Consider the following 17,518-nt stretch of genomic DNA (forward strand, 5'->3'; position numbering starts at 1 on the left):
AAGCCTTCACCGGCGAGGAGCTGACCGCGGTGCGGTCGTGGCTGGGCGGCAAGGCCACCACGATCTACGGCGGCAGCCAGGAGGTGCAGAACAACATCATCTCCAAGCGCATCCTCGGCCTGCCCGACCTGACGCAGCACAACTGATTGCCGGGCGCCATGCACGCATCCGCTCCTCTCTCCGCTCACCCCGGCGAAGGCCGGGGCCCAGATCGGAGGGCTGGGACCGGGAGCCTCAGGCCCCCGGCGCGGTGGATGGACCTGGGTCCCGGCCTTCGCCGGGATGAACGGGTCGGGTGCGGCGCCTCTTCGCTCAACAAGATGAATTTCGAATAGGGACTAATTGAAATGGCCGTTCTGAACGAAGAACAGAGCATGCTCCGCGACGCGGCGAAGAGCTGGGTCCAGGAAAAGAGCCCGGTCACCGCCTTCCGCAAGATGCGCGACTCGGGCGTCGAGCTGGGCTACGACGCCGACGCCTGGAACGAGCAGGCCGAGATGGGCTGGGCCGGGGTCATCATCCCCGAGGAATACGGCGGATCGAACTTCGGCTACCTCTCCATGGGCCTGATCCTGGAAGAGATGGGCCGCACGCTCACCGCCTCGCCGCTGCTGGCCTCGGGCCTGGCCGCCGCCAGCGCCCTGATCCTGGGCGGCAATGAAGCCCAAAAGGGCGAATACCTGCCGAAGATCGCCGACGGTTCGCTGGTCGCCACCCTGGCGGTGGACGAAGGCGCTCACCACGCCCCCGACAAGGTCGCCCTCTCGGCCGCCAAGTCGGGCGCGGGCTACACCCTCTCCGGCAAGAAGACCTTCGTGCTGGAAGGCCCGGCCGCCGGCCTGCTGGTCGTCTCGGCCCGCACCTCGGGCAAGCCGGGCGACAAGGACGGGATCAGCCTGTTCCTGGTGCCCGCCGACGCCAAGGGGGTCGCCAAGCAGAACCTGAAGCTGGCCGACAGCCGCGGCGTCTCGAACATCAGCTTCGACAATGTCGCGGTCGACGCCGGCGCCCTGCTGGGTGAAGAAGGCAAGGGCTGGGACGTCCTGGAAAAGACCCTCGACCGCGCCCGCGCCGGCATCTGCGCCGAAATGCTCGGCTCGGCCGTCCAGGCTTTCGAGACCACCCTCGAATACCTGAAGGTCCGCGTCCAGTTCGGCCAGGTCATCGGCTCGTTCCAGGCCCTGCAGCACCGCGCGGCCAAGATGTTCACCGACCTCGAACTGGCCCGCTCGGCCGTCGAAGCCGCCCTCCAGGCGATCGACGCCGACAGCCCGGACGTGCCGGAACTGGTCTCCCTGGCCAAGGCCAAGATGGGCGACACCTTCCACCTGGTCTCGAACGAAATGGTCCAGATGCACGGCGGCATCGGCATGACCGACGCCCACGACGCCGGCTTCTACATGAAGCGCGCCCGCGCCGTGGAAGCCGCCTTCGGCTCGCAGTCGTATCATCGCGACCGCTACGCCAAGATCCAGGGCTACTAAGACCCTCGCCCCGCCCCTCGGCATGCCGGGGGACGGAGCGGCCGGACTTGCCAAACCCCGCCGGCGCCAACCGGCGGGGTTTTTGTTTGCGGCGGCGGCATATCCATTCGCCACGCCGGTGATTGGCTTGGCGGCCGAAAACTGACAGCCTTCCGCCAAGCTCGACCGCGCCAACCCTTCTGGAGCCGCCCATGCAGTTCGACGACGTGATCCTGGGGCGCCGCAGCATTCGCGGCTACAAGCCCGATCCGGTGCCAAAGGTGCTGATCGAGGAGATCATCGGCCTGGCCATGCGCGCGCCGTCGTCGATGAACACCCAGCCCTGGAACTTCTACGTCGTCACCGGCGAGCCGCTGGACCGCATCCGCGCCGGCAACACCGAGCGGATGGTGGCCGGCGTGCCGCAATCGCGCGAGTTCCGCACCGGCCAGCCCTTCGCCGGCCAGCACCGCGACCGGCAGGTCGGCGTCGCCAAGCAGCTCTTCTCCGCCATGGGGATCGCCCGCGACGACAAGGAGATGCGCCAGGACTGGGTGCTGCGCGGCTTTCGCCAGTTCGATGCGCCGGTCTGCATCATCGTCACCTACGACCGCGTGCTGGACGGCAGCGACGACACGCCCTTCGACTGCGGCGCGGTGACGACCGCCCTGGTCAACGCCGCCTGGTCGCGCGGGCTGGGCGCGGTGATCAACAGCCAGGGCATCATGCAGTCGCCCGTGGTCCGCGAGCACGCCGGCATCGCCGACGATCAGGTGATCATGAAGAGCGTCGCCCTGGGCTGGCCCGACGACAGCTTCCCGGCCAATGCGGTGGTCTCAGAACGCAAGAGCGTGGAGGAGGCCACGGTCTTCGTCGGCTTCGGCGACTGAGCCTCGAGCCCAGTTCCTAACGCCGCAGCACCCGGCCAGTGGTCACCGCATAGGGCGAGTGCAGCACGTCCGACCAGGCCCAGCGGCGGTCGGCGCCCATGACGATGCGCGGCGCGCCCGGCCCGTCGTGCAGCGAGATCAGCACCAGGCCGCTGACCGGCTGGCGGCGGCACTCGTCGGGGGCGAAGGCGATCTCCCACATGACGATCTCGCGCACCGAGGCCAGGCCTTCGCCCTCCTGGCCGCCGTGGCGGATCCACTCGCCGCCGTGCCAGACCACCACCGGCTTGCCGCCGCTGGCCTGGGCCATGGCCGCCTGCACGCGGCGGTCCTTGCGGAGCTGGCCCTGCAGCCATTCGAGCATGTTGCACGATCCGCCGCCCGAGCCGGCCCCGGCCCGCGCGGCGCCGGCGATCTGGCCCTCGCTCAGTTCGAAACCGGCCGCGCCCTTGCCGCCCTCGCCGGCCGGCAGCGGATCGGCGTTGGGCGCGGGCGCGGTCTGGCGGCGGGGCGGAACCGGGGCCGGCTTGGCCGGCGACTTGGGCGCCGCCGCCTTGGCGGGCTTCGGATCGGGCTTGGGCGGGGCCGGAGACGGCGAGGGCGCCGGCGAAGGCTGAGGCGGCGTCTGAGCGGGGATTGGCGGCGCCAGCTCGACGATCTGCACCAGCATCGGCGGCGGCTCGACCATGACCGGGGGCGGCGGATGGGCGTTGAGCAGCGCCAGCAACACCAGGCCGTGCGCGGCCGTGCTCAGGGCCGCCACGACCGGCCGCCGCCACAATGCGCGCCGCCGGCGTGGCGGGCGCGGATCGTCAAGCTGCAACTGGCCTGTGCTCATCTAGTCCCCAGGGACGCCCCGCCTGCCCCTCCATCCCCGGCGAAAGGGGCGGATTATGGGCGCAGCTTGACCGTGGGGCCTTACAGCCGCCGCTCGCGCGAAAGGCCCCGTACGCCCCCGAGGCAGATCAGCACCTGGCCGAAATAGTACAGCGTCCAGATGCCGAACCCGACCCAGGCCTGCCCCGCCAGCGCCCCGCCGCGGGCGAAGATCAGAAGGTCGGAGACCACGAACATCAGCGCGCCCAGCCCGGTCATGGCCTTGGGGAACCGGCTGATCCAGGCGCTGGCGGCCATCAGCGCCAGCCCCGTCGAATAGAGCGCCACGCCCGGCGCCATCGCCCGGTCGGCCGGCAGCAGGAAGGCGATCCCCACGCTCACCGGAACCAGCAGGGCGGCGAACACCGCATCGCCCCGCCCCAGGCGCGGGCGCCGATGACGCAAATAGAGCACGATGGCCACGACATGCCCGATCAGGAACGCCATGGCCCCGACATTGAGGCCGTGGGTCTCCAGCAGCACGTCGCCCAGCGCCCCGAAGGCCAGGACCGCACACAGCATCCAGCCGTCCAGGTTGCGCGCGCGCAAGGCCGCATAGAGCGCCAACAAGGCGACCCCCGCCCCTTTCCAGACCGTGCCTGCCGCGGCGGGCAGGGCCAGGTGCCACGAGGCCATGTAGCTGATCCCGATCGCCAGCGAAGCGACCAGCACGAACATCCCCAGCGGGCTCTTGCGATCCATGGGCTCCCCTCCCTCGTCTCCCGTGGCCAAGTCTAGCCGCGCCCAGCGATCGCCCGCCAGTAGCTTCGGCCGAGCGGTTAAGGTTAAGGCGCCCGCTGACGCGATAGCGGAGCTCGCGCCGCAGTTGCCCATCCTTTTCCTACACGCCCGCTCGGCCCAGGGGTTGCAGCAAGACACCCCAAGGTCGAGTTGGAGAGCAAGCGATGTTTCTATTCGGGAAAGCTGGGCGCGACGTGCTGAGAGGCGGCGCCGGCGATGACATTCTTTACGGGTTCGGCGGCGACGACAGCCTGTTGGGCGGCGCCGGCCATGACGTGCTGGCCGGCCACGAGGGCAACGACACCCTGAGCGGCGGAACCGGCGACGACTACCTGCTGGGCGGCCTGGGGACCGACGTGATCGACGGCGGTGCAGGCGTCGACTGGGCGGCCTATGAGGATGCGACGGCGGCGGTGAAGGTGAGCCTGGCGCTCACCGGCTGGCAGGCGACCGGCGGCGCAGGCAGCGACAAGCTGACCGGGATCGAGAACCTCTATGGTTCGGCCTTCAACGACACCCTGATCGGCAATGCAGGCGTGAACTACCTGAGCGGCGGAGCCGGCGACGACCGGCTGGAAGGCGGCGCGGGCGACGACCACCTCGAAGGCGGCCGGGGCGCGGACACCATCATCGGCGGCGATGGTTGGGACGTGGTGAGCTATGACGACGCGGCGGGACCGGTCTTCGTCAACTTAGCCTCCGGATACGCAAATACATATGATTTAGATATACTCACATCCGGAGCTGGAATAGATTTTGATACAAGACCAAATATTGGACATGACTCCCTGCATGGAATTGAAGACGTCTACGGGAGTCAATTCGGGGATGTTATTTTTGATAATGACGCAGACAACTACCTAATCGGTCAAGGTGGCAACGATTTCCTGTTCACGAATGCGGGAAATGACACGCTTGATGGCGGATCAGGAAATGATGTCTTCTATACGAATGAGGGAACGGGATTCACGGTCTTAATGGGTGGTGACGGAACAGACACCATCCATTTCGCGCACGTCTATGACACGAAGGGTATAAGGATCGACCTTCGGGATACCGGCCCTCAGAACATTGACGGTACGCGGACATTTATTTTGTCCTCAATCGAAAACGTCAACGGAACGGCGTTCGATGACACGCTCATTGCATCGGCAGGCAAAAATACATTTTGGGGTTATGATGGTCGGGATACCTTTGTCTTCCCTCCCGGCGACGCACCAACTGACGAAAGGCAAGTCGACACCATTATCTCCTTTGAAACGGGTGTAGACTGCATCTCGTTTGGCGCCACAGGTAACTATACGGAAATCGAGGCGACAACCTATACCGCGGCGTTTTCAGCCGCCCGAGATCTAATTGCCTCTGGCTCTCACAATATTGTGGCGGTTGAGGTCAATAATATTCACAATGTTTATGTATTTTCGGACGGAAACGAGACAAACACTGTAACTTCAGTGTTGAAGCTCGCAAATTCCGACCTGTCAGGGATAGCTGGGACCGATTTCATCTGATCCGTCGGCGGAGCTAAGCCGGGCGACGGGGCCGTCAGACCTCGCCCACGACCTCCAGCCGCCCGTCTCGCAGCACCAAAGCCTCGCCATCGCGCAGCGTGCGGTGGGCGAGGCCGTGGTTCGCCAGCCACGCGGCGGCGACGTCGGCGGCCTCGGCCTCCGGGTGGTCGGAGGCGAAGTGGGGGACGATGACGAAATCGACCAGGCCCAGCCCGTCATAGATCGGGGCCGGATCGTAGCCCTCGGCTACGGCCTCCGGCTCGTCCATCAGGTCGATCCCGCGCAGCGAGGCGCCGGCGACGCAGGCTCCCGCGCTCCAGCCGCCATAGACAAGATCGTCCCGCGCCAACCGCCGAGCGAGGATGGCGTCCAGCCCGCTCTGGGCCATCGCCCGGCGCAGCAGGAAGGCGTTGCCGCCGACCGCCCAGACCATGCCCACACCCTCAAGCGCCTGGTCCAGCGCATCCGGCCGGCCGAAGTAGTCGCGCAGGTCGAGGTCGAAGGGCGCGAACCCCCGCTCGGCCAAGTCCGCCAGCGGATCATGCACATTTCGCGCATAGGCCCGGCGCGACTCCTCGCTGATCAGGTCGAGGGCGTTCGACACCACCGCAATCCGCGCGCCGGCCCCGACGAGATCGACCAGACGACCCATGGCCGCACCGAAGCGATAGGAGGAGAGATAAAGCCGCATGGTGCGAGCCTGCCGTCTTCCCTGCTTGCGCGCCAGCCCTTCCCGCCGTGGCTGTAGGCGCTAGGGTGGACGCCATAAGGGCCCTGCGGCCCGACGATCATTTTCATTGGGAAAGAAACACGCGTGCTGATCATCGATTTCGAATGCGACACCCCCACCCGCGAGGCGGTGGAGGACACCGTCCGCCTCATCAAGTCGGGCCGGGGCTTCGACAAGGAAGGCTACGCCCAGCGGATGGCGCCCGGCTGGGCCGCGCAGATCGGCATGAGCCTGGAGGAATTCAACGAGGCCAAGCAGACCCAGGGCCTGACCGCCCTGGCCCTCAAGCTCTGCGAGGTCGACATGGGCCGGGCGATGAGCCACCAGGCGGTGATCGACATGCTCGACACCGCCCAGGTCCGCTACGCCTGCATCGGCAACGCCGGCCGCCGGGCCGGCAACGAGGACGTGGCCAGGTTCGCCGCCGAATATCCCGACCGCCTGATCCCCTGGTTCCGCATCTGGGGCGACGAGGGCGAGAACGGCGTCGCGGCCCTGGAGCGCGGCGTGCGCGAATGGGGTTGCCGCGGGTTCGAGATCTCGTCCTATCGCGAGGAGCGCTACATCAACGACCCGGCCTATCGTCCTTTCCTGGCCAAGTGCGTGGAGCTGGACATCCCGGTGCGGGTCACCGCGGGCATGCACCTCCTGTCGGACCGGCCCTACGACTACGCCCACCCGAAATATCTCGACGAGATCGCGGTGCAGTTCCCGACCCTGAAGATCGTCGCGGCCCTGACCGGCTGGCCGTGGGTGGACGAGACCTGCGCCATCGCCTCGCGTCACGAGAACGTCTACATCGACTTCGCCTGCAAGCGGGTGAAGCACCTGCTGGCGCCGGGCGCGGGCTATGAGGCGCTGATCTATTACGGAGCCCGCAGCCTGCAGGACAAGATCATCTTCGCCAGCGGCTGGGGCACCCTCAACGTGCCGCTGCCCCAGCTCGTCGCCGAGACCGACGAACTGCCCCTGACCCAGAGCGTGCGCGAGAAGTGGATGGGCGGCAACGCCGCGCGGGTCCTGGGCCTGGATCGGTGAAGCTCCTCCCCCGCTCGTCCCGGCGCGGCGGCCGAAGGTCAGCCGGGGCTCCAGCTTTCACCGGGGTGAGCGGGGGTTTGTTGCTGCTGCTCAGCGGCTTCGCCGCCCAGGCCGCGCCGACGGTCACCGAGGCCCAGGCCCGCGCCTTCGTCGCGCGGCAGGAGGCGGCGTGGAACGCGCGCGACCTCGACGGCTACTTCGCCCTGTTCACGCCCGATGCGGTGTTCGTGGACCAGACCCGCGACGTCAAACGCGGCGGCATGATCGTCTATGGCAAGAGCACGCTCAGTCAGGCGCGCGCCCAGGCCGGGAAATTCCTGGCCGGCGCGACCTCGGCGGAACGGGGCCTGGTGGAAAAGGTCGAGATCGCCGCCGGCGGGCGCGAGGCGGTCGTCACCGGCGCCAAGACCAGCACGATCGCCAGCAAGGGACGCACCCGCAAGGTCTGCGCCCAGACCCGTCAAACCCTGGTCCTGACCGGCGGGACGCTGAAGTCCAGGGGCCAGACCGACACCATCGTAAGGTGCCCGAAATGACCATTTCCATCGATCTGGCCCGTCCCGAGGAGCGGCCGATCCTCGACAACCTGATGCAGCTCTACATCCACGACTTCTCCGAACAGTGGGCCGGGGAGGCGCGCGGCGAGCTGCAGGACGACGGCCGCTTCCCCGCCTATGAGCCGATGGCCTCCTACTGGATCGAGCCGGCCCGCATTCCGCTGCTGATCCGGGTGGACGGCAAGCTCGCGGGCCTGGCGCTCATCAACGACTATTCGCACAGCGGCCAGCCGGCCGACCGCAACATGGCCGAGTTCTTCGTGGTGCGGAAGCACCGGCGCGGCGGCGTCGGGACCGCCGCGGCCCAGGCGATCTTCAGCCGCTGGCCGGGCCTTTGGGAAGCGGCCGTGGCGCGGCGCAACACCGCCGCCCTGCCCTTCTGGCGAAACGCCGCGGCCAGCCATCCCGGCTGTCGCGGCGTGGAGGAGACCGACGTCTCCAACGACCATTGGGACGGCCCGATCCTGCGCTTCCGGATCGAACCGGCCTGAAGCCGATCAGGGCGGGTCAAACTCGACCGGCAGGTCGTGGAAGGCGCCGTCGCGCCAGACCCTGATTACAGCCGGGCCTGCGGGCGCCCGGTCGACCGCAGCCTTCAGTTCGGCGGCGCCCGCCACCTCCGCTCCGGCGATTGCGACGACAATGTCGCCGGACCTGAGGCCGGCCGCCTCGGCCAGGCCGCCATCCAGCACCTCGCCGACATAGGCGCCGGCCATCGGGGCCCCAGGGGACGCCGACTCGCCCGCCGCGTAGTCGTGCGTGGCGATCCCCAGGCGCGGCCGCGTCGGCGTCGGAGCCGCCGCCACGCCCGGCGGAACTTGCAGGAAGATATCGACGGTCTTCTGGTCGCGCCAGACCCGCAACGGCGTCTTGAATCCCGGCCGCATGCGGCCGACGATGGCCCCCATGTCGCTGGCCGTGTGGGTCGGCTGGCCGGCGACCTCGACGACTACGTCCATGCGCTTCAGTCCGACAGTCTCGGCCTGACCGCCGGCCTCGACGCTCATCACCACCGCGCCCTTGGGCGGGACAAGGCCAAGGAACGCGGCGGTCTGGGCGTTGATGTCCTCGAAAGCCGCACCGAACAGGTTGAGCGACGTCGGTGATGCGACAGACGCGGCCACGGGCTTTTGAACGAGAGACGACGGGGCCGCGGCCTGCGGCTTCCAGTTCACATCGACCGGCGTCACCGAGAGCTTCAGGCCGCGTCCCTGCGCGCTGGCGGCGAGGTCGGCCCGATGAGCCGCGGCCTCGGCCGCCGTGGTGGCCGGCGTGCAGTTCGAACTCACCGGCTCGCCGGTCAGGGACGTGGTTGCGTAGCCGGCGCCGGCCAGATAGTCGCCGAATGCCGCCTTGTACTCGGCCGCCCTCACGAAAGCCGTCGGAACACTGTCGGCCGTCTGGAAGCTGGCCAGATAGACGGTCTGCGCGAAGACGCGCTCGCCGGCCGGCCCGACCAGGGTCATGCGCACGCCGACGCTTTTGGAGGTCGGCACGGCATAGGAGCACGTCCAGTAGGTCGTCGGCGTCTGGGCCGCGGCCGGGCCTGCAACGAGCGCGGCCGCCAGGCCCGCGCTCGCAACGACTAGAGCTGATTTCACGCGCGCCCCCGAACAACCTCAGCCATGGAACACGCAAACGCCGCCGCTCTCAAGAGCAGCGGCGTCGACTTGGGCTGAAGCCCGCCTAGCTGTACTGGAACGCCTTGTCGTCCAGGTCGATGGCGGGGATTTCGTCCTTTTCGTTCCAGTAGTCCTGGGTGTGGCGCCAGTCGGGCTTGTCCCCGCTCTTGGGCAACAGGTGCATGCCGCGCATCAGATAGCCCGGATTGAAGTTCTCCGGGTCGATCCAGGGCTTGATCTCCATATCCTTGTCCTCGGGCCGCAGGGTCGGAACCACCTTGTGGTAGCCCTTCTCCTGCATGTGGCCGAGCAGGCGGGCCACGAAGTCGCCCATCAGGTCGGCGCGCAGGGTCCACGAGGCGCGGAAATAGCCGAACACCCAGGCCAGGTTCGGAACCCCGGTGAACATCATGCCGCGATAGGTGACCGTATCGGCCCAGTTCACAGGCTTGCCGTCCACCTGGAAGGGGATGTCGCCCATCACCGACAGGTCGAAGCCGGTGGCGGTGATGATGATGTCGGCCTTCAGCTCCTCGCCGGACTTGAGCAGGATGCCCTTCTCGGTGAAGCGCTCGATCTCGTCGGTGACCACCGAGGCCTTGCCCGAGGCGATGCCCTGGAACAGGTCGCCGTCGGGGATGAAGGCGATGCGCTGGCGCCAGGGGCGGTAGCTCGGGGTGAAGTGCTTTTCGATGTCGAACTGGTCGCCCAGGAATGCGCGCACCCCGCCCAGCAGCTCCTCCTTGACCGCGTCGCTCTCTTCCATCGCCCGCTTGGTGAAGGCCGCGCCGTCGAACAGGCGCTTGCGGCGGACGATCTCGTGCACCCAGGTCTCATCCACCTGGAGCTGGCGCAGGGTGTCGGCCAGGTCGTCGACATTGCGGCCCGGGATGAACCAGGTCGGCGAGCGCTGCAGCATGGTCACGTGCGCGACCTCGCCGGCGATGCTCGGCACCAGGGTCGCGGCCGTCGCGCCCGAGCCGATGACGATGACGTTCTTGCCCTTCAGGTCGATGTCGTCGGGCCAGGTCTGCGGATGGACGATCTGACCCTTGAAGTCGGTCAGGCCCGGCCAGTCGGGCGTATAGCCCTGGTCGTGCTTGTAGTAGCCTTGGCACATGAAGAGGAAGTTGGTGGTGAACTGCGCCGTGGTCCCGTCGGTGCGCTGCACGTCGACGGTCCACAGGTTGTCGGTGCTCGACCAGCTCGCATTGACGATCTTGTGACCGTAGCGGATGTGCCGCCCGATGTCGTTCTCGTCGATCACCTCGTTCATGTACCGGAGGATTTCCTCGGCGGTGGCGATCGGCGTGCCGGTCCACGGCTTGAAGCGGTAGCCGAAGGTGTAGAGGTCGCTGTCCGAGCGGATGCCCGGATATTTGTGCGTCACCCAGGTGCCGCCGAAGGTGTCCTTGCATTCCAGGACCACGAAGCTGGTCCCCGGCCGCTGCGTCTGCAGATGATAGGCGGCGCCGACGCCGGATATGCCGGCCCCCACGATCAGCACGTCGAAATGCTCGACCTTGGACGTCGTGGGGCGGTCTGCGATCATGTCGGTCGCGGTCATCCTCGTTCCTCTCCCAGCGGGCGCGAACCCCGGCCGCTCTGCGGTCCTCGGGCTCCACCCCTTCCTTGATTGAATCAAGATAGGTTATCGTTGATAACAAACAATCAGCTCGACGCGGCGTCAAGCTTTCTCGAACACGCGTTTGGAGGCTAACTCTTCCTGGACGATCAAGGGAGAGGATTCATGACTCAGGAACTGGCCGGCAAGGTCGCCTTCGTGGCGGGCGGATCGAGCGGCATCAATCTCGGCATCGCCAAGCGGTTCGCGGCCGCGGGCGCGAAAGTCGCCATCATCAGCCGCAGCGCCGAGAAGATCGAGGCCGCCGCCAAGGAGGTCGCCGCCTTCGGCCCCTGCATCGGCATGGCCGCCGACGTGCGCGACTACGCCGCAGTCGAGGCGGCGCTGAAACGCACCCACGACGAGCTCGGCCCCATCGACATCGTGCTCTCCGGCGCGGCGGGCAATTTCGTCGCTCCGGCCCTGGGCATGAGCGCCAACGGCTTCAAGACCGTGGTCGACATCGACCTGATCGGCACCTTCAACGTGCTGCGCGCCTCGTTCGAGTTCCTCAACCGGCCGGGCGCCTCGCTGATCTCGATCACCGCCGGCCAGGCCGAGCGCGCCTCGCTGTTCCAGGCCCATGTCTGCGCGGCCAAGGCCGGAATCAACATGCTGACCAGGTGCCTGGCCCTGGAATGGGGTCCCGGCGGCGTGCGGGTCAACGCCATCTCGCCCGGCCCGATCGCCGAGACCGAAGGCATGGCCCGCCTGGCGCCGACCGAGGAGGCCGAGGCCCGCGTGAAGAGCCGAAACCCCCTGCGCCGCTATGGGACCAAGGACGAGATCGCCGACATGGCCATCTTCCTGTCCACCGACAAGGCCGCCTATGTGAACGGCGCGATCATCCCGGTGGACGGCGGCAGCGGCTGCGGCGACGCCAGCGGCGATGCTCTGGGCAACTACGCCTAGATCATGATCCGCGGATCATGATCTGGACTCTTTGAATTTAGAGCATTTTCTGCGCCGAACCGGCGTCCACTTCGGCGGAAAATGCTCTAAGGAACCGGCGCGTGGTCGGCCGGGCGGTAGAACAGGCCGAGCTTGAAGCTCTCGGCGATGCGCGCCGCCCGCGCCTGCAGCGCCTGGGCGATGTCCGGCTCATAGACCTCGGACGTCGCCTGCGCCCATAGGGCCAGCCAGCGGTCGAACATCGGCGGGGTGATCGGATGGCGCATGTGCGCGCCCATCGGCCGCCCCGCGAACCGCCCCACGCCCAGCAGGCTGGAGCTCCAGAAGGCGGCGATGTGGTCGAGGTGGTGGTCCCAGTCCTCGATCGCCGCCCCGAACACCGGCCCCAGCAGTTCGTCCTCCCGCGCCCGCCCATAGAACCGCCCGACCAGGTCGCGAAGGTTCTGCGGCGTCACATGGCTGGCGAGGGCGGCGTCGGACATGAGCCCTAGATAGGCGTTGGGCGGCAGGATGCGCAAACTCCCCCTCCCCTTCAGATGCTCCCCCTCTGGGGCAGGGCTATCGCATATGAATGTCCTCCCGGTTTGCGAAGCAAGACCGGGACCCATGAACACACGCGGTTCAGGGTCGTCTCGGCAGTGCAAGAGTCTGAAAGCTGAAGTGTTCATGGATCCCGGACAAGCGCTGCGCGCTTTCCGGGAGGACATGCAAAAGTGGGCTACCGTCGCTTATCCAAGCCATATGCCGGGGCGACAGGCGCAAGCCGATGGTCTTATGACCCGATGCCCCCACCCCGCCAGGACATCTGCTCATGACCGCTCCAACGCTGCGCCCTTTGCGCCTCGACGACATGGCCGCGGCGGCCGCCTTGCAGAACGCGGTCTACGCCCCGCTCTATCATGAGCCGGCCGAGATCCTGGCCAGCCGGGTGATCGCCGCGCCCCGTCTCTGCTGGGGCGCCTTCGCGGGCGAGGAGCTGATCGCCTACATCCTCAGCCATCCCTGGCCGGCGGGCGAGCCGCCGCCGATAGGCCTGACCCTCCCGCCGCCGCCACCGGCCGACAACTGGTTCATCCACGACCTGGCCATCGGGCCGCAGGCGCAAGGCCGGGGACTGGGCCGCGCCCTGGCGGGCGCTGCGGCCTCGGCGGCGCGGGATGCTGGCCTGATCACCGGCGACCTCGTGGCCGTCCAGGGCGCCTGGCGGTTCTGGGAAAAACTCGGCTACGCCCAGCCCGCGGCCATGTCCCCGGCCCTGCAAGCCAAGGTCGCGGCCTATGGTGCGGACGCTCGCTATATGGCGGCGTCCATCGACGACCTGAAGACGTCCTAAGCGGCCTTTCCCTTGCGCGGGGAGAAGCCCGGCGGAACTACGGCCGCGCTTGGCCATTCTAGCGCAAAGGCCCCTTGGGCTTCTTGGAGAGACATCATGCAGCTTCGCCTCCTTTCGGCCGCGGCGATGACGGGCCTCGCCCTCACCGCTTGCGCGACCCAAACCCCGCCAGCGGGCGGCGGCGCCCTGGCCGGGCCGGAGTGGCGGCTGGAGGAACTTCTGGGCGCGCCCGTGCAAGGCGAATCCCCCGTCACCCTCAGCTTCCTCTCCGAAGGCCGCGCCGCCGGCGCCGGCGGCTGCAACCGCTATACCGGGACCTGGGCGCTGAAGGGCGACAAGCTCACCCTCGGCAAGATGGGGTCGACCCTGATGGCCTGTCCCCAACCGCTGATGGAGCAGGAAGGAACCTACCTGCGCGCCCTGGAGACCGCCAAGAGCTACAGCTTCGCCCCCGGCGGCGCCCTGGTGATCGAGACCGCCCAAGGCCCGCTGAAGTTCCGCAAGAGCTAGGCGGCGGCGAACACCTCGCGCAGCGCCTGGACGAGGCCGCCGGTGCGGTGGCGAGCGGCTTCGTCGGCGTAGCAGAGGCCGAGCGTGCGGCGCGGCGTAAAGCCCTGCAGCGTGACGCGGGCGACGGCGGGGTCCTGATAGCTGTCGGGCATGACCGTGATCCCCAGCCCGGCGCCGACCAGGGCCAGCACCTTGTCGTCGCTGGCGCCGCGATAGCTGAAGAACGGCCGCACGCCGCGGTCGGTGAAATAGCGGCTGGTCTGGGCCAGCGCCTCGCACTGGCGGCGCACCATCATCACCTCGTCGGCCAGGTCCTCGCCGGCCACCGCCCCGGCGCCGGCCAGGCGATGGGCCGCCGGCAGGGCCAGGCCATAGCCCTCCTCGCGCAATCGCTCGCTGGCGAAACGCTCCGTAGACAGACCAACGATGGTCAGGGCCAGGTCGGCGCGGCGGCGGGCCAGCAGGGCGGCGACCTCGCGCTCGCTTCCGTCCAGCAGTTCGACCTGTTCGCCGCCCGCGCCGCGCAGGGCCAGGGCCTGGCCGACCAGCGCCGTGGGGATGGTCGACAGCACCGCCACCCGCAGCAGTTCGCTTCGCGCGGCTCCCGACACCGCGGCCTGGGCGAGGTTGTATTCGTGCTCGATACGGCGGGCGTGGACCAGGAAGCGGCTGCCAGCCTCGGTCAGGTGGACGCGGCGGTTGGTGCGGTCGAACAGCCGCGCCTTCAGCTCGCCCTCCAGCTTGGCGATCCCGGCCGACAAGGTCGGCTGGGCGACGTTTTCGCGCGTCGCCGCGCGGCTGAAATTGCCGGTCTCCACGACCGCCAGGAAATAACGCAGCAGATAGCGGTCCATGATAGACAGTATCTATCATATGGATCACGCACGTTCAATTTTGTGGATTGTTCTTCGAGCGCTAGGTTTGCGAGGCTGACCCGAGATCAGACCGCAGAAGGCGCCCCAGCAATGTCCGGTCCCAACTTCCAGTTCGGCCTCGGCGAGACCGCAGACGCGATCCGCCAGACCACCGCCCGCTTCGCCGCGGACAAGATCGCCCCCATCGCCGCCCAGGTGGATGCGACCAACACCTTCCCGCGCGAGCTGTGGCCGCAGATGGGCGAACTCGGCCTGCACGGCGTCACGGTGGAGGAAGACTTCGGCGGCCTCGGCCTCGGTTATCTGGAGCATGTGGTGGCGATGGAGGAGATCTCCCGCGCCTCGGCCTCGGTCGGCCTCTCCTATGGCGCGCACTCGAACCTCTGTGTGAACCAGATCCGGCGCTGGGGCAGCCCCGAGCAGAAGCGCCGCTATCTGCCGCGGCTCATCAGCGGCGAGCACGTCGGCTCCCTGGCCATGAGCGAGGCGGGCTCCGGCTCGGACGTGATCTCGATGAAGCTGCGCGCCGAGCCCGTCGGCGACCGCTACGTGCTGAACGGCACGAAGTTCTGGATCACCAACGCCCCGCACGCCGACACCCTGGTGGTCTACGCCAAGACCTCGCCGGACGAGGGCAGCCGCGGCGTCACCGCCTTCCTGATCGAGAAGGGCATGAAGGGCTTTTCCGTCTCGCCCAAGCTGGACAAGATGGGCATGCGCGGGTCCGACACCGCCGAGTTGGTGTTCGAGGACTGCGAAGTCCCCGAAGAGAACGTCATGGGCCCGCTGAACGGCGGCGCCGCGGTGCTGATGAGCGGCCTCGACTACGAGCGCGCGGTGCTGGCCGCCGGCCCCCTCGGCATCATGCAGGCCTGCCTGGACGTGGTGCTGCCCTATGTGCGCGAGCGCAAGCAGTTCGGAAAACCGATCGGCTCGTTCCAGCTCATGCAGGGCAAGGTCGCCGACATGTACGTCGCCCTGAACTCAGCCAGGGCCTATGTCTATGCGGTGGCGAGGGCGTGCGACGCCGGCCTCACCACCCGCTTCGATGCGGCCGGCGCGATCCTGCTGGCCTCGGAGAACGCCGTGCGGGTCAGCCTGGAGGCGGTGCAGGCCCTGGGCGGCGCCGGCTACACCAAGGACTTCCCGGTCGAGCGGCTGGTCCGCGACGCCAAGCTCTACGACATCGGGGCCGGCACCAACGAAATCCGCCGCTTCCTGATCGGCCGGGAGTTGCTGGGCGCATGAGGCTCTCCACCGACATCGACAAGACGAGCGCCGCCTTCCAGGCCAACGAAGCGCACAATCGCGCCCTGGCCGCAGACCTCGCCGAACGCACAGCCCAGGCCGCCCTGGGCGGGCCGGAAGCCTCGCGCCAGCGCCACGCCGCCCGCGGAAAACTGCTGCCGCGCGAGCGGGTCGAGCGCCTGCTCGATCCCGGCTCGCCGTTCCTGGAGATCGGCGCCCTGGCCGCAGGCGGCCTCTATGGCGACGAGGCGCCGGGCGCGGGCCTGATCGCCGGCATAGGCCGGGTCAGCGGCCGCGAGGTGATGATCCTCGCCAACGACGCGACGGTGAAGGGCGGGGCCTATTTCCCGATCACCGTGAAGAAGCACCTGCGCGCCCAGGAGATCGCCCAGCAGAACCGCCTGCCGTGCGTCTATCTGGTCGATTCCGGCGGGGCGAACCTGCCGCACCAGGCCGAGGTCTTTCCCGACCGAGAGCATTTCGGCCGCATCTTCTTCAACCAGGCGCGGATGAGCGCCGAGGGCATCGCCCAGATCGCCTGCGTCATGGGCTCCTGCACGGCCGGCGGCGCCTATGTGCCGGCCATGAGCGACGAGACGGTGATCGTCCGCGGCCAAGGCACCATCTTCTTAGGGGGACCCCCGCTAGTGAAGGCCGCCACCGGCGAGGTCATCAGCGCCGAGGAGCTGGGCGGCGCCGACACCCATGGCCGCCGCTCCGGCGTGGTCGACTATGTGGCCGAGGACGACGAGCACGCCCTGACCCTCGTCCGCGCCATCGTCGCCAACCTGAACACCGTAAAGCAGGTGGAGCAGGACCTCGCCGCCCCCCGCCCGCCGGCCTACGACCCGGCCGAGCTCTACGGGATCGTCCCGCCCGACGTGCGCGCGCCCTACGACGTGCGCGAAGTGATCGCCCGCATCGTCGACGGCTCGGATTTCGACGAGTTCAAACCGCTCTACGGCGCGACCCTGGTCTGCGGCTTCGCCCGCATCTGGGGCTATCGCGTCGCGATCCTCGCCAACAACGGCGTGCTGTTCTCCGAAAGCGCGCTGAAGGGCGCGCACTTCATCGAGCTGGCCTGCAAGCGCAAGATCCCGCTGGTCTTCCTGCAGAACATCTCCGGCTTCATGGTCGGCGGCAAGTACGAGGCTGGCGGCATCGCCAAGGACGGCGCCAAGCTGGTCACCGCCGTCGCCAGCGCCGAGGTCCCCAAGTTCACCGTGTTGATCGGCGGCTCGTTCGGGGCCGGCAACTACGGCATGTGCGGCCGCGCCTATTCCCCCCGCTTCCTCTGGACCTGGCCCAACAGCCGCATCAGCGTGATGGGCGGCGAGCAGGCCGCCAGCGTGCTGGCCACCGTCCACCGCGACGCCGCGACCTGGACACCCGCCGAGGAGGAGGCCTTCAAGACCCCGATCCGCGAGCGCTACGAGGCCGAGGGCTCGCCCTATTTCGCCACCGCCCGCCTGTGGGACGACGGCGTCATCGACCCTGTCCAGACCCGCGACGTGCTGGGCCTCTCCATCTCCGCCGCCCTCAACGCGCCGATCCCGGAAACCCGGTTCGGCGTCTTCCGGATGTGACC

Annotated in this window: 18 protein-coding genes; 11 read left to right on the forward strand and 7 right to left on the reverse strand. The window is 68.1% G+C overall.

The window, feature by feature from the left end:
* Positions 1-347: 347 nt before the first annotated feature.
* Both ACE3TL_RS08905 and ACE3TL_RS08910 read left to right on the forward strand, forming a co-directional pair.
* Entirely contained in the window at positions 348-1,484 is a 1,137-nt protein-coding gene (locus ACE3TL_RS08905) for an acyl-CoA dehydrogenase family protein (RefSeq protein WP_374578358.1), read from the forward strand.
* A 191-nt stretch (positions 1,485-1,675) separates the two neighbouring features.
* Entirely contained in the window at positions 1,676-2,353 is a 678-nt protein-coding gene (locus tag ACE3TL_RS08910; protein ID WP_374578359.1) for a nitroreductase, read from the forward strand.
* A gap of 16 nt (positions 2,354-2,369) precedes the next feature.
* On the opposite strand, the gene ACE3TL_RS08915 is transcribed toward ACE3TL_RS08910, so the two are convergent.
* Positions 2,370-3,191: a hypothetical protein gene (locus ACE3TL_RS08915; protein ID WP_374578360.1), complete on the reverse strand. Its 822-nt coding sequence runs from the start codon at positions 3,189-3,191 to the stop codon at positions 2,370-2,372.
* An 80-nt stretch (positions 3,192-3,271) separates the two neighbouring features.
* Positions 3,272-3,931: a lysoplasmalogenase family protein gene (locus tag ACE3TL_RS08920; protein WP_374578361.1), complete on the reverse strand. Its 660-nt coding sequence runs from the start codon at positions 3,929-3,931 to the stop codon at positions 3,272-3,274.
* Between the two features lie 203 nt (positions 3,932-4,134).
* On the opposite strand from ACE3TL_RS08920, the gene ACE3TL_RS08925 reads away from it, so the two are divergent.
* Positions 4,135-5,481: a calcium-binding protein gene (locus ACE3TL_RS08925; RefSeq protein ID WP_374578362.1), complete on the forward strand. Its 1,347-nt coding sequence runs from the start codon at positions 4,135-4,137 to the stop codon at positions 5,479-5,481.
* A gap of 34 nt (positions 5,482-5,515) precedes the next feature.
* Here the strand turns inward: ACE3TL_RS08925 and ACE3TL_RS08930 are convergent, their stop codons facing one another.
* The gene (locus tag ACE3TL_RS08930; RefSeq protein ID WP_374578363.1) at positions 5,516-6,172 is read right to left on the reverse strand and encodes a Type 1 glutamine amidotransferase-like domain-containing protein; all 657 of its coding nucleotides are present in this window, start codon (positions 6,170-6,172) and stop codon (positions 5,516-5,518) included.
* 123 nt (positions 6,173-6,295) lie between these two features.
* Here ACE3TL_RS08930 and ACE3TL_RS08935 point away from each other — a divergent pair, with 123 nt between their 5' ends.
* The 3 genes from ACE3TL_RS08935 to ACE3TL_RS08945 all read left to right on the forward strand — a co-directional run bounded on the left by ACE3TL_RS08935 (position 6,296) and on the right by ACE3TL_RS08945 (position 8,297).
* Positions 6,296-7,249: an amidohydrolase family protein gene (locus tag ACE3TL_RS08935; RefSeq protein ID WP_374578364.1), complete on the forward strand. Its 954-nt coding sequence runs from the start codon at positions 6,296-6,298 to the stop codon at positions 7,247-7,249.
* 80 nt (positions 7,250-7,329) lie between these two features.
* Positions 7,330-7,785, forward strand: coding sequence for a DUF4440 domain-containing protein (locus tag ACE3TL_RS08940; RefSeq protein WP_374578365.1), 456 nt, complete (start codon positions 7,330-7,332; stop codon positions 7,783-7,785).
* Positions 7,782-8,297 (forward strand): GNAT family N-acetyltransferase, encoded by a 516-nt coding sequence (locus tag ACE3TL_RS08945; RefSeq protein ID WP_374578366.1) that lies wholly within the window; start codon positions 7,782-7,784, stop codon positions 8,295-8,297. Before ACE3TL_RS08940 ends, ACE3TL_RS08945 begins: the two co-directional genes overlap by 4 nt.
* A gap of 6 nt (positions 8,298-8,303) precedes the next feature.
* Here ACE3TL_RS08945 and ACE3TL_RS08950 read toward each other — a convergent pair whose 3' ends face one another.
* Together ACE3TL_RS08950 and ACE3TL_RS08955 are read right to left on the reverse strand one after the other, a co-directional pair.
* Entirely contained in the window at positions 8,304-9,407 is a 1,104-nt protein-coding gene (locus ACE3TL_RS08950; protein ID WP_374578367.1) for a PDZ domain-containing protein, read from the reverse strand.
* A gap of 85 nt (positions 9,408-9,492) precedes the next feature.
* Positions 9,493-10,995 (reverse strand): flavin-containing monooxygenase, encoded by a 1,503-nt coding sequence (locus tag ACE3TL_RS08955; protein ID WP_374578368.1) that lies wholly within the window; start codon positions 10,993-10,995, stop codon positions 9,493-9,495.
* 183 nt (positions 10,996-11,178) lie between these two features.
* Between ACE3TL_RS08955 and ACE3TL_RS08960 the strand changes: the two genes are divergently transcribed.
* Positions 11,179-11,964, forward strand: a complete 786-nt coding sequence (locus ACE3TL_RS08960) for an SDR family oxidoreductase (protein ID WP_374578369.1) — start codon at positions 11,179-11,181, stop codon at positions 11,962-11,964.
* Between the two features lie 86 nt (positions 11,965-12,050).
* Here ACE3TL_RS08960 and ACE3TL_RS08965 read toward each other — a convergent pair whose 3' ends face one another.
* Entirely contained in the window at positions 12,051-12,482 is a 432-nt protein-coding gene (locus ACE3TL_RS08965; protein WP_374578370.1) for a group III truncated hemoglobin, read from the reverse strand.
* Between the two features lie 293 nt (positions 12,483-12,775).
* Here ACE3TL_RS08965 and ACE3TL_RS08970 point away from each other — a divergent pair, with 293 nt between their 5' ends.
* Positions 12,776-13,297, forward strand: coding sequence for a GNAT family N-acetyltransferase (locus ACE3TL_RS08970; protein WP_374578371.1), 522 nt, complete (start codon positions 12,776-12,778; stop codon positions 13,295-13,297).
* A gap of 96 nt (positions 13,298-13,393) precedes the next feature.
* Positions 13,394-13,807: an META domain-containing protein gene (locus ACE3TL_RS08975; RefSeq protein WP_374578372.1), complete on the forward strand. Its 414-nt coding sequence runs from the start codon at positions 13,394-13,396 to the stop codon at positions 13,805-13,807.
* On the opposite strand, the gene ACE3TL_RS08980 is transcribed toward ACE3TL_RS08975, so the two are convergent.
* A complete protein-coding gene (locus ACE3TL_RS08980; protein ID WP_374578373.1) occupies positions 13,804-14,661 on the reverse strand; it encodes a LysR family transcriptional regulator in 858 nt (285 codons plus the stop codon). The genes ACE3TL_RS08975 and ACE3TL_RS08980 overlap by 4 nt on opposite strands.
* Positions 14,662-14,772: 111 nt before the next feature.
* Here ACE3TL_RS08980 and ACE3TL_RS08985 point away from each other — a divergent pair, with 111 nt between their 5' ends.
* Complete coding sequence (locus ACE3TL_RS08985) at positions 14,773-15,930, forward strand: isovaleryl-CoA dehydrogenase (RefSeq protein WP_374578374.1); 1,158 nt, start codon at positions 14,773-14,775, stop codon at positions 15,928-15,930.
* Positions 15,927-17,516: a carboxyl transferase domain-containing protein gene (locus tag ACE3TL_RS08990; RefSeq protein ID WP_374578375.1), complete on the forward strand. Its 1,590-nt coding sequence runs from the start codon at positions 15,927-15,929 to the stop codon at positions 17,514-17,516. The genes ACE3TL_RS08985 and ACE3TL_RS08990 overlap by 4 nt, the downstream gene beginning before the upstream one ends.
* Positions 17,517-17,518: the final 2 nt, after the last annotated feature.

The organism is Phenylobacterium sp., from assembly GCF_041920015.1.
Lineage (GTDB): Bacteria > Pseudomonadota > Alphaproteobacteria > Caulobacterales > Caulobacteraceae > Phenylobacterium.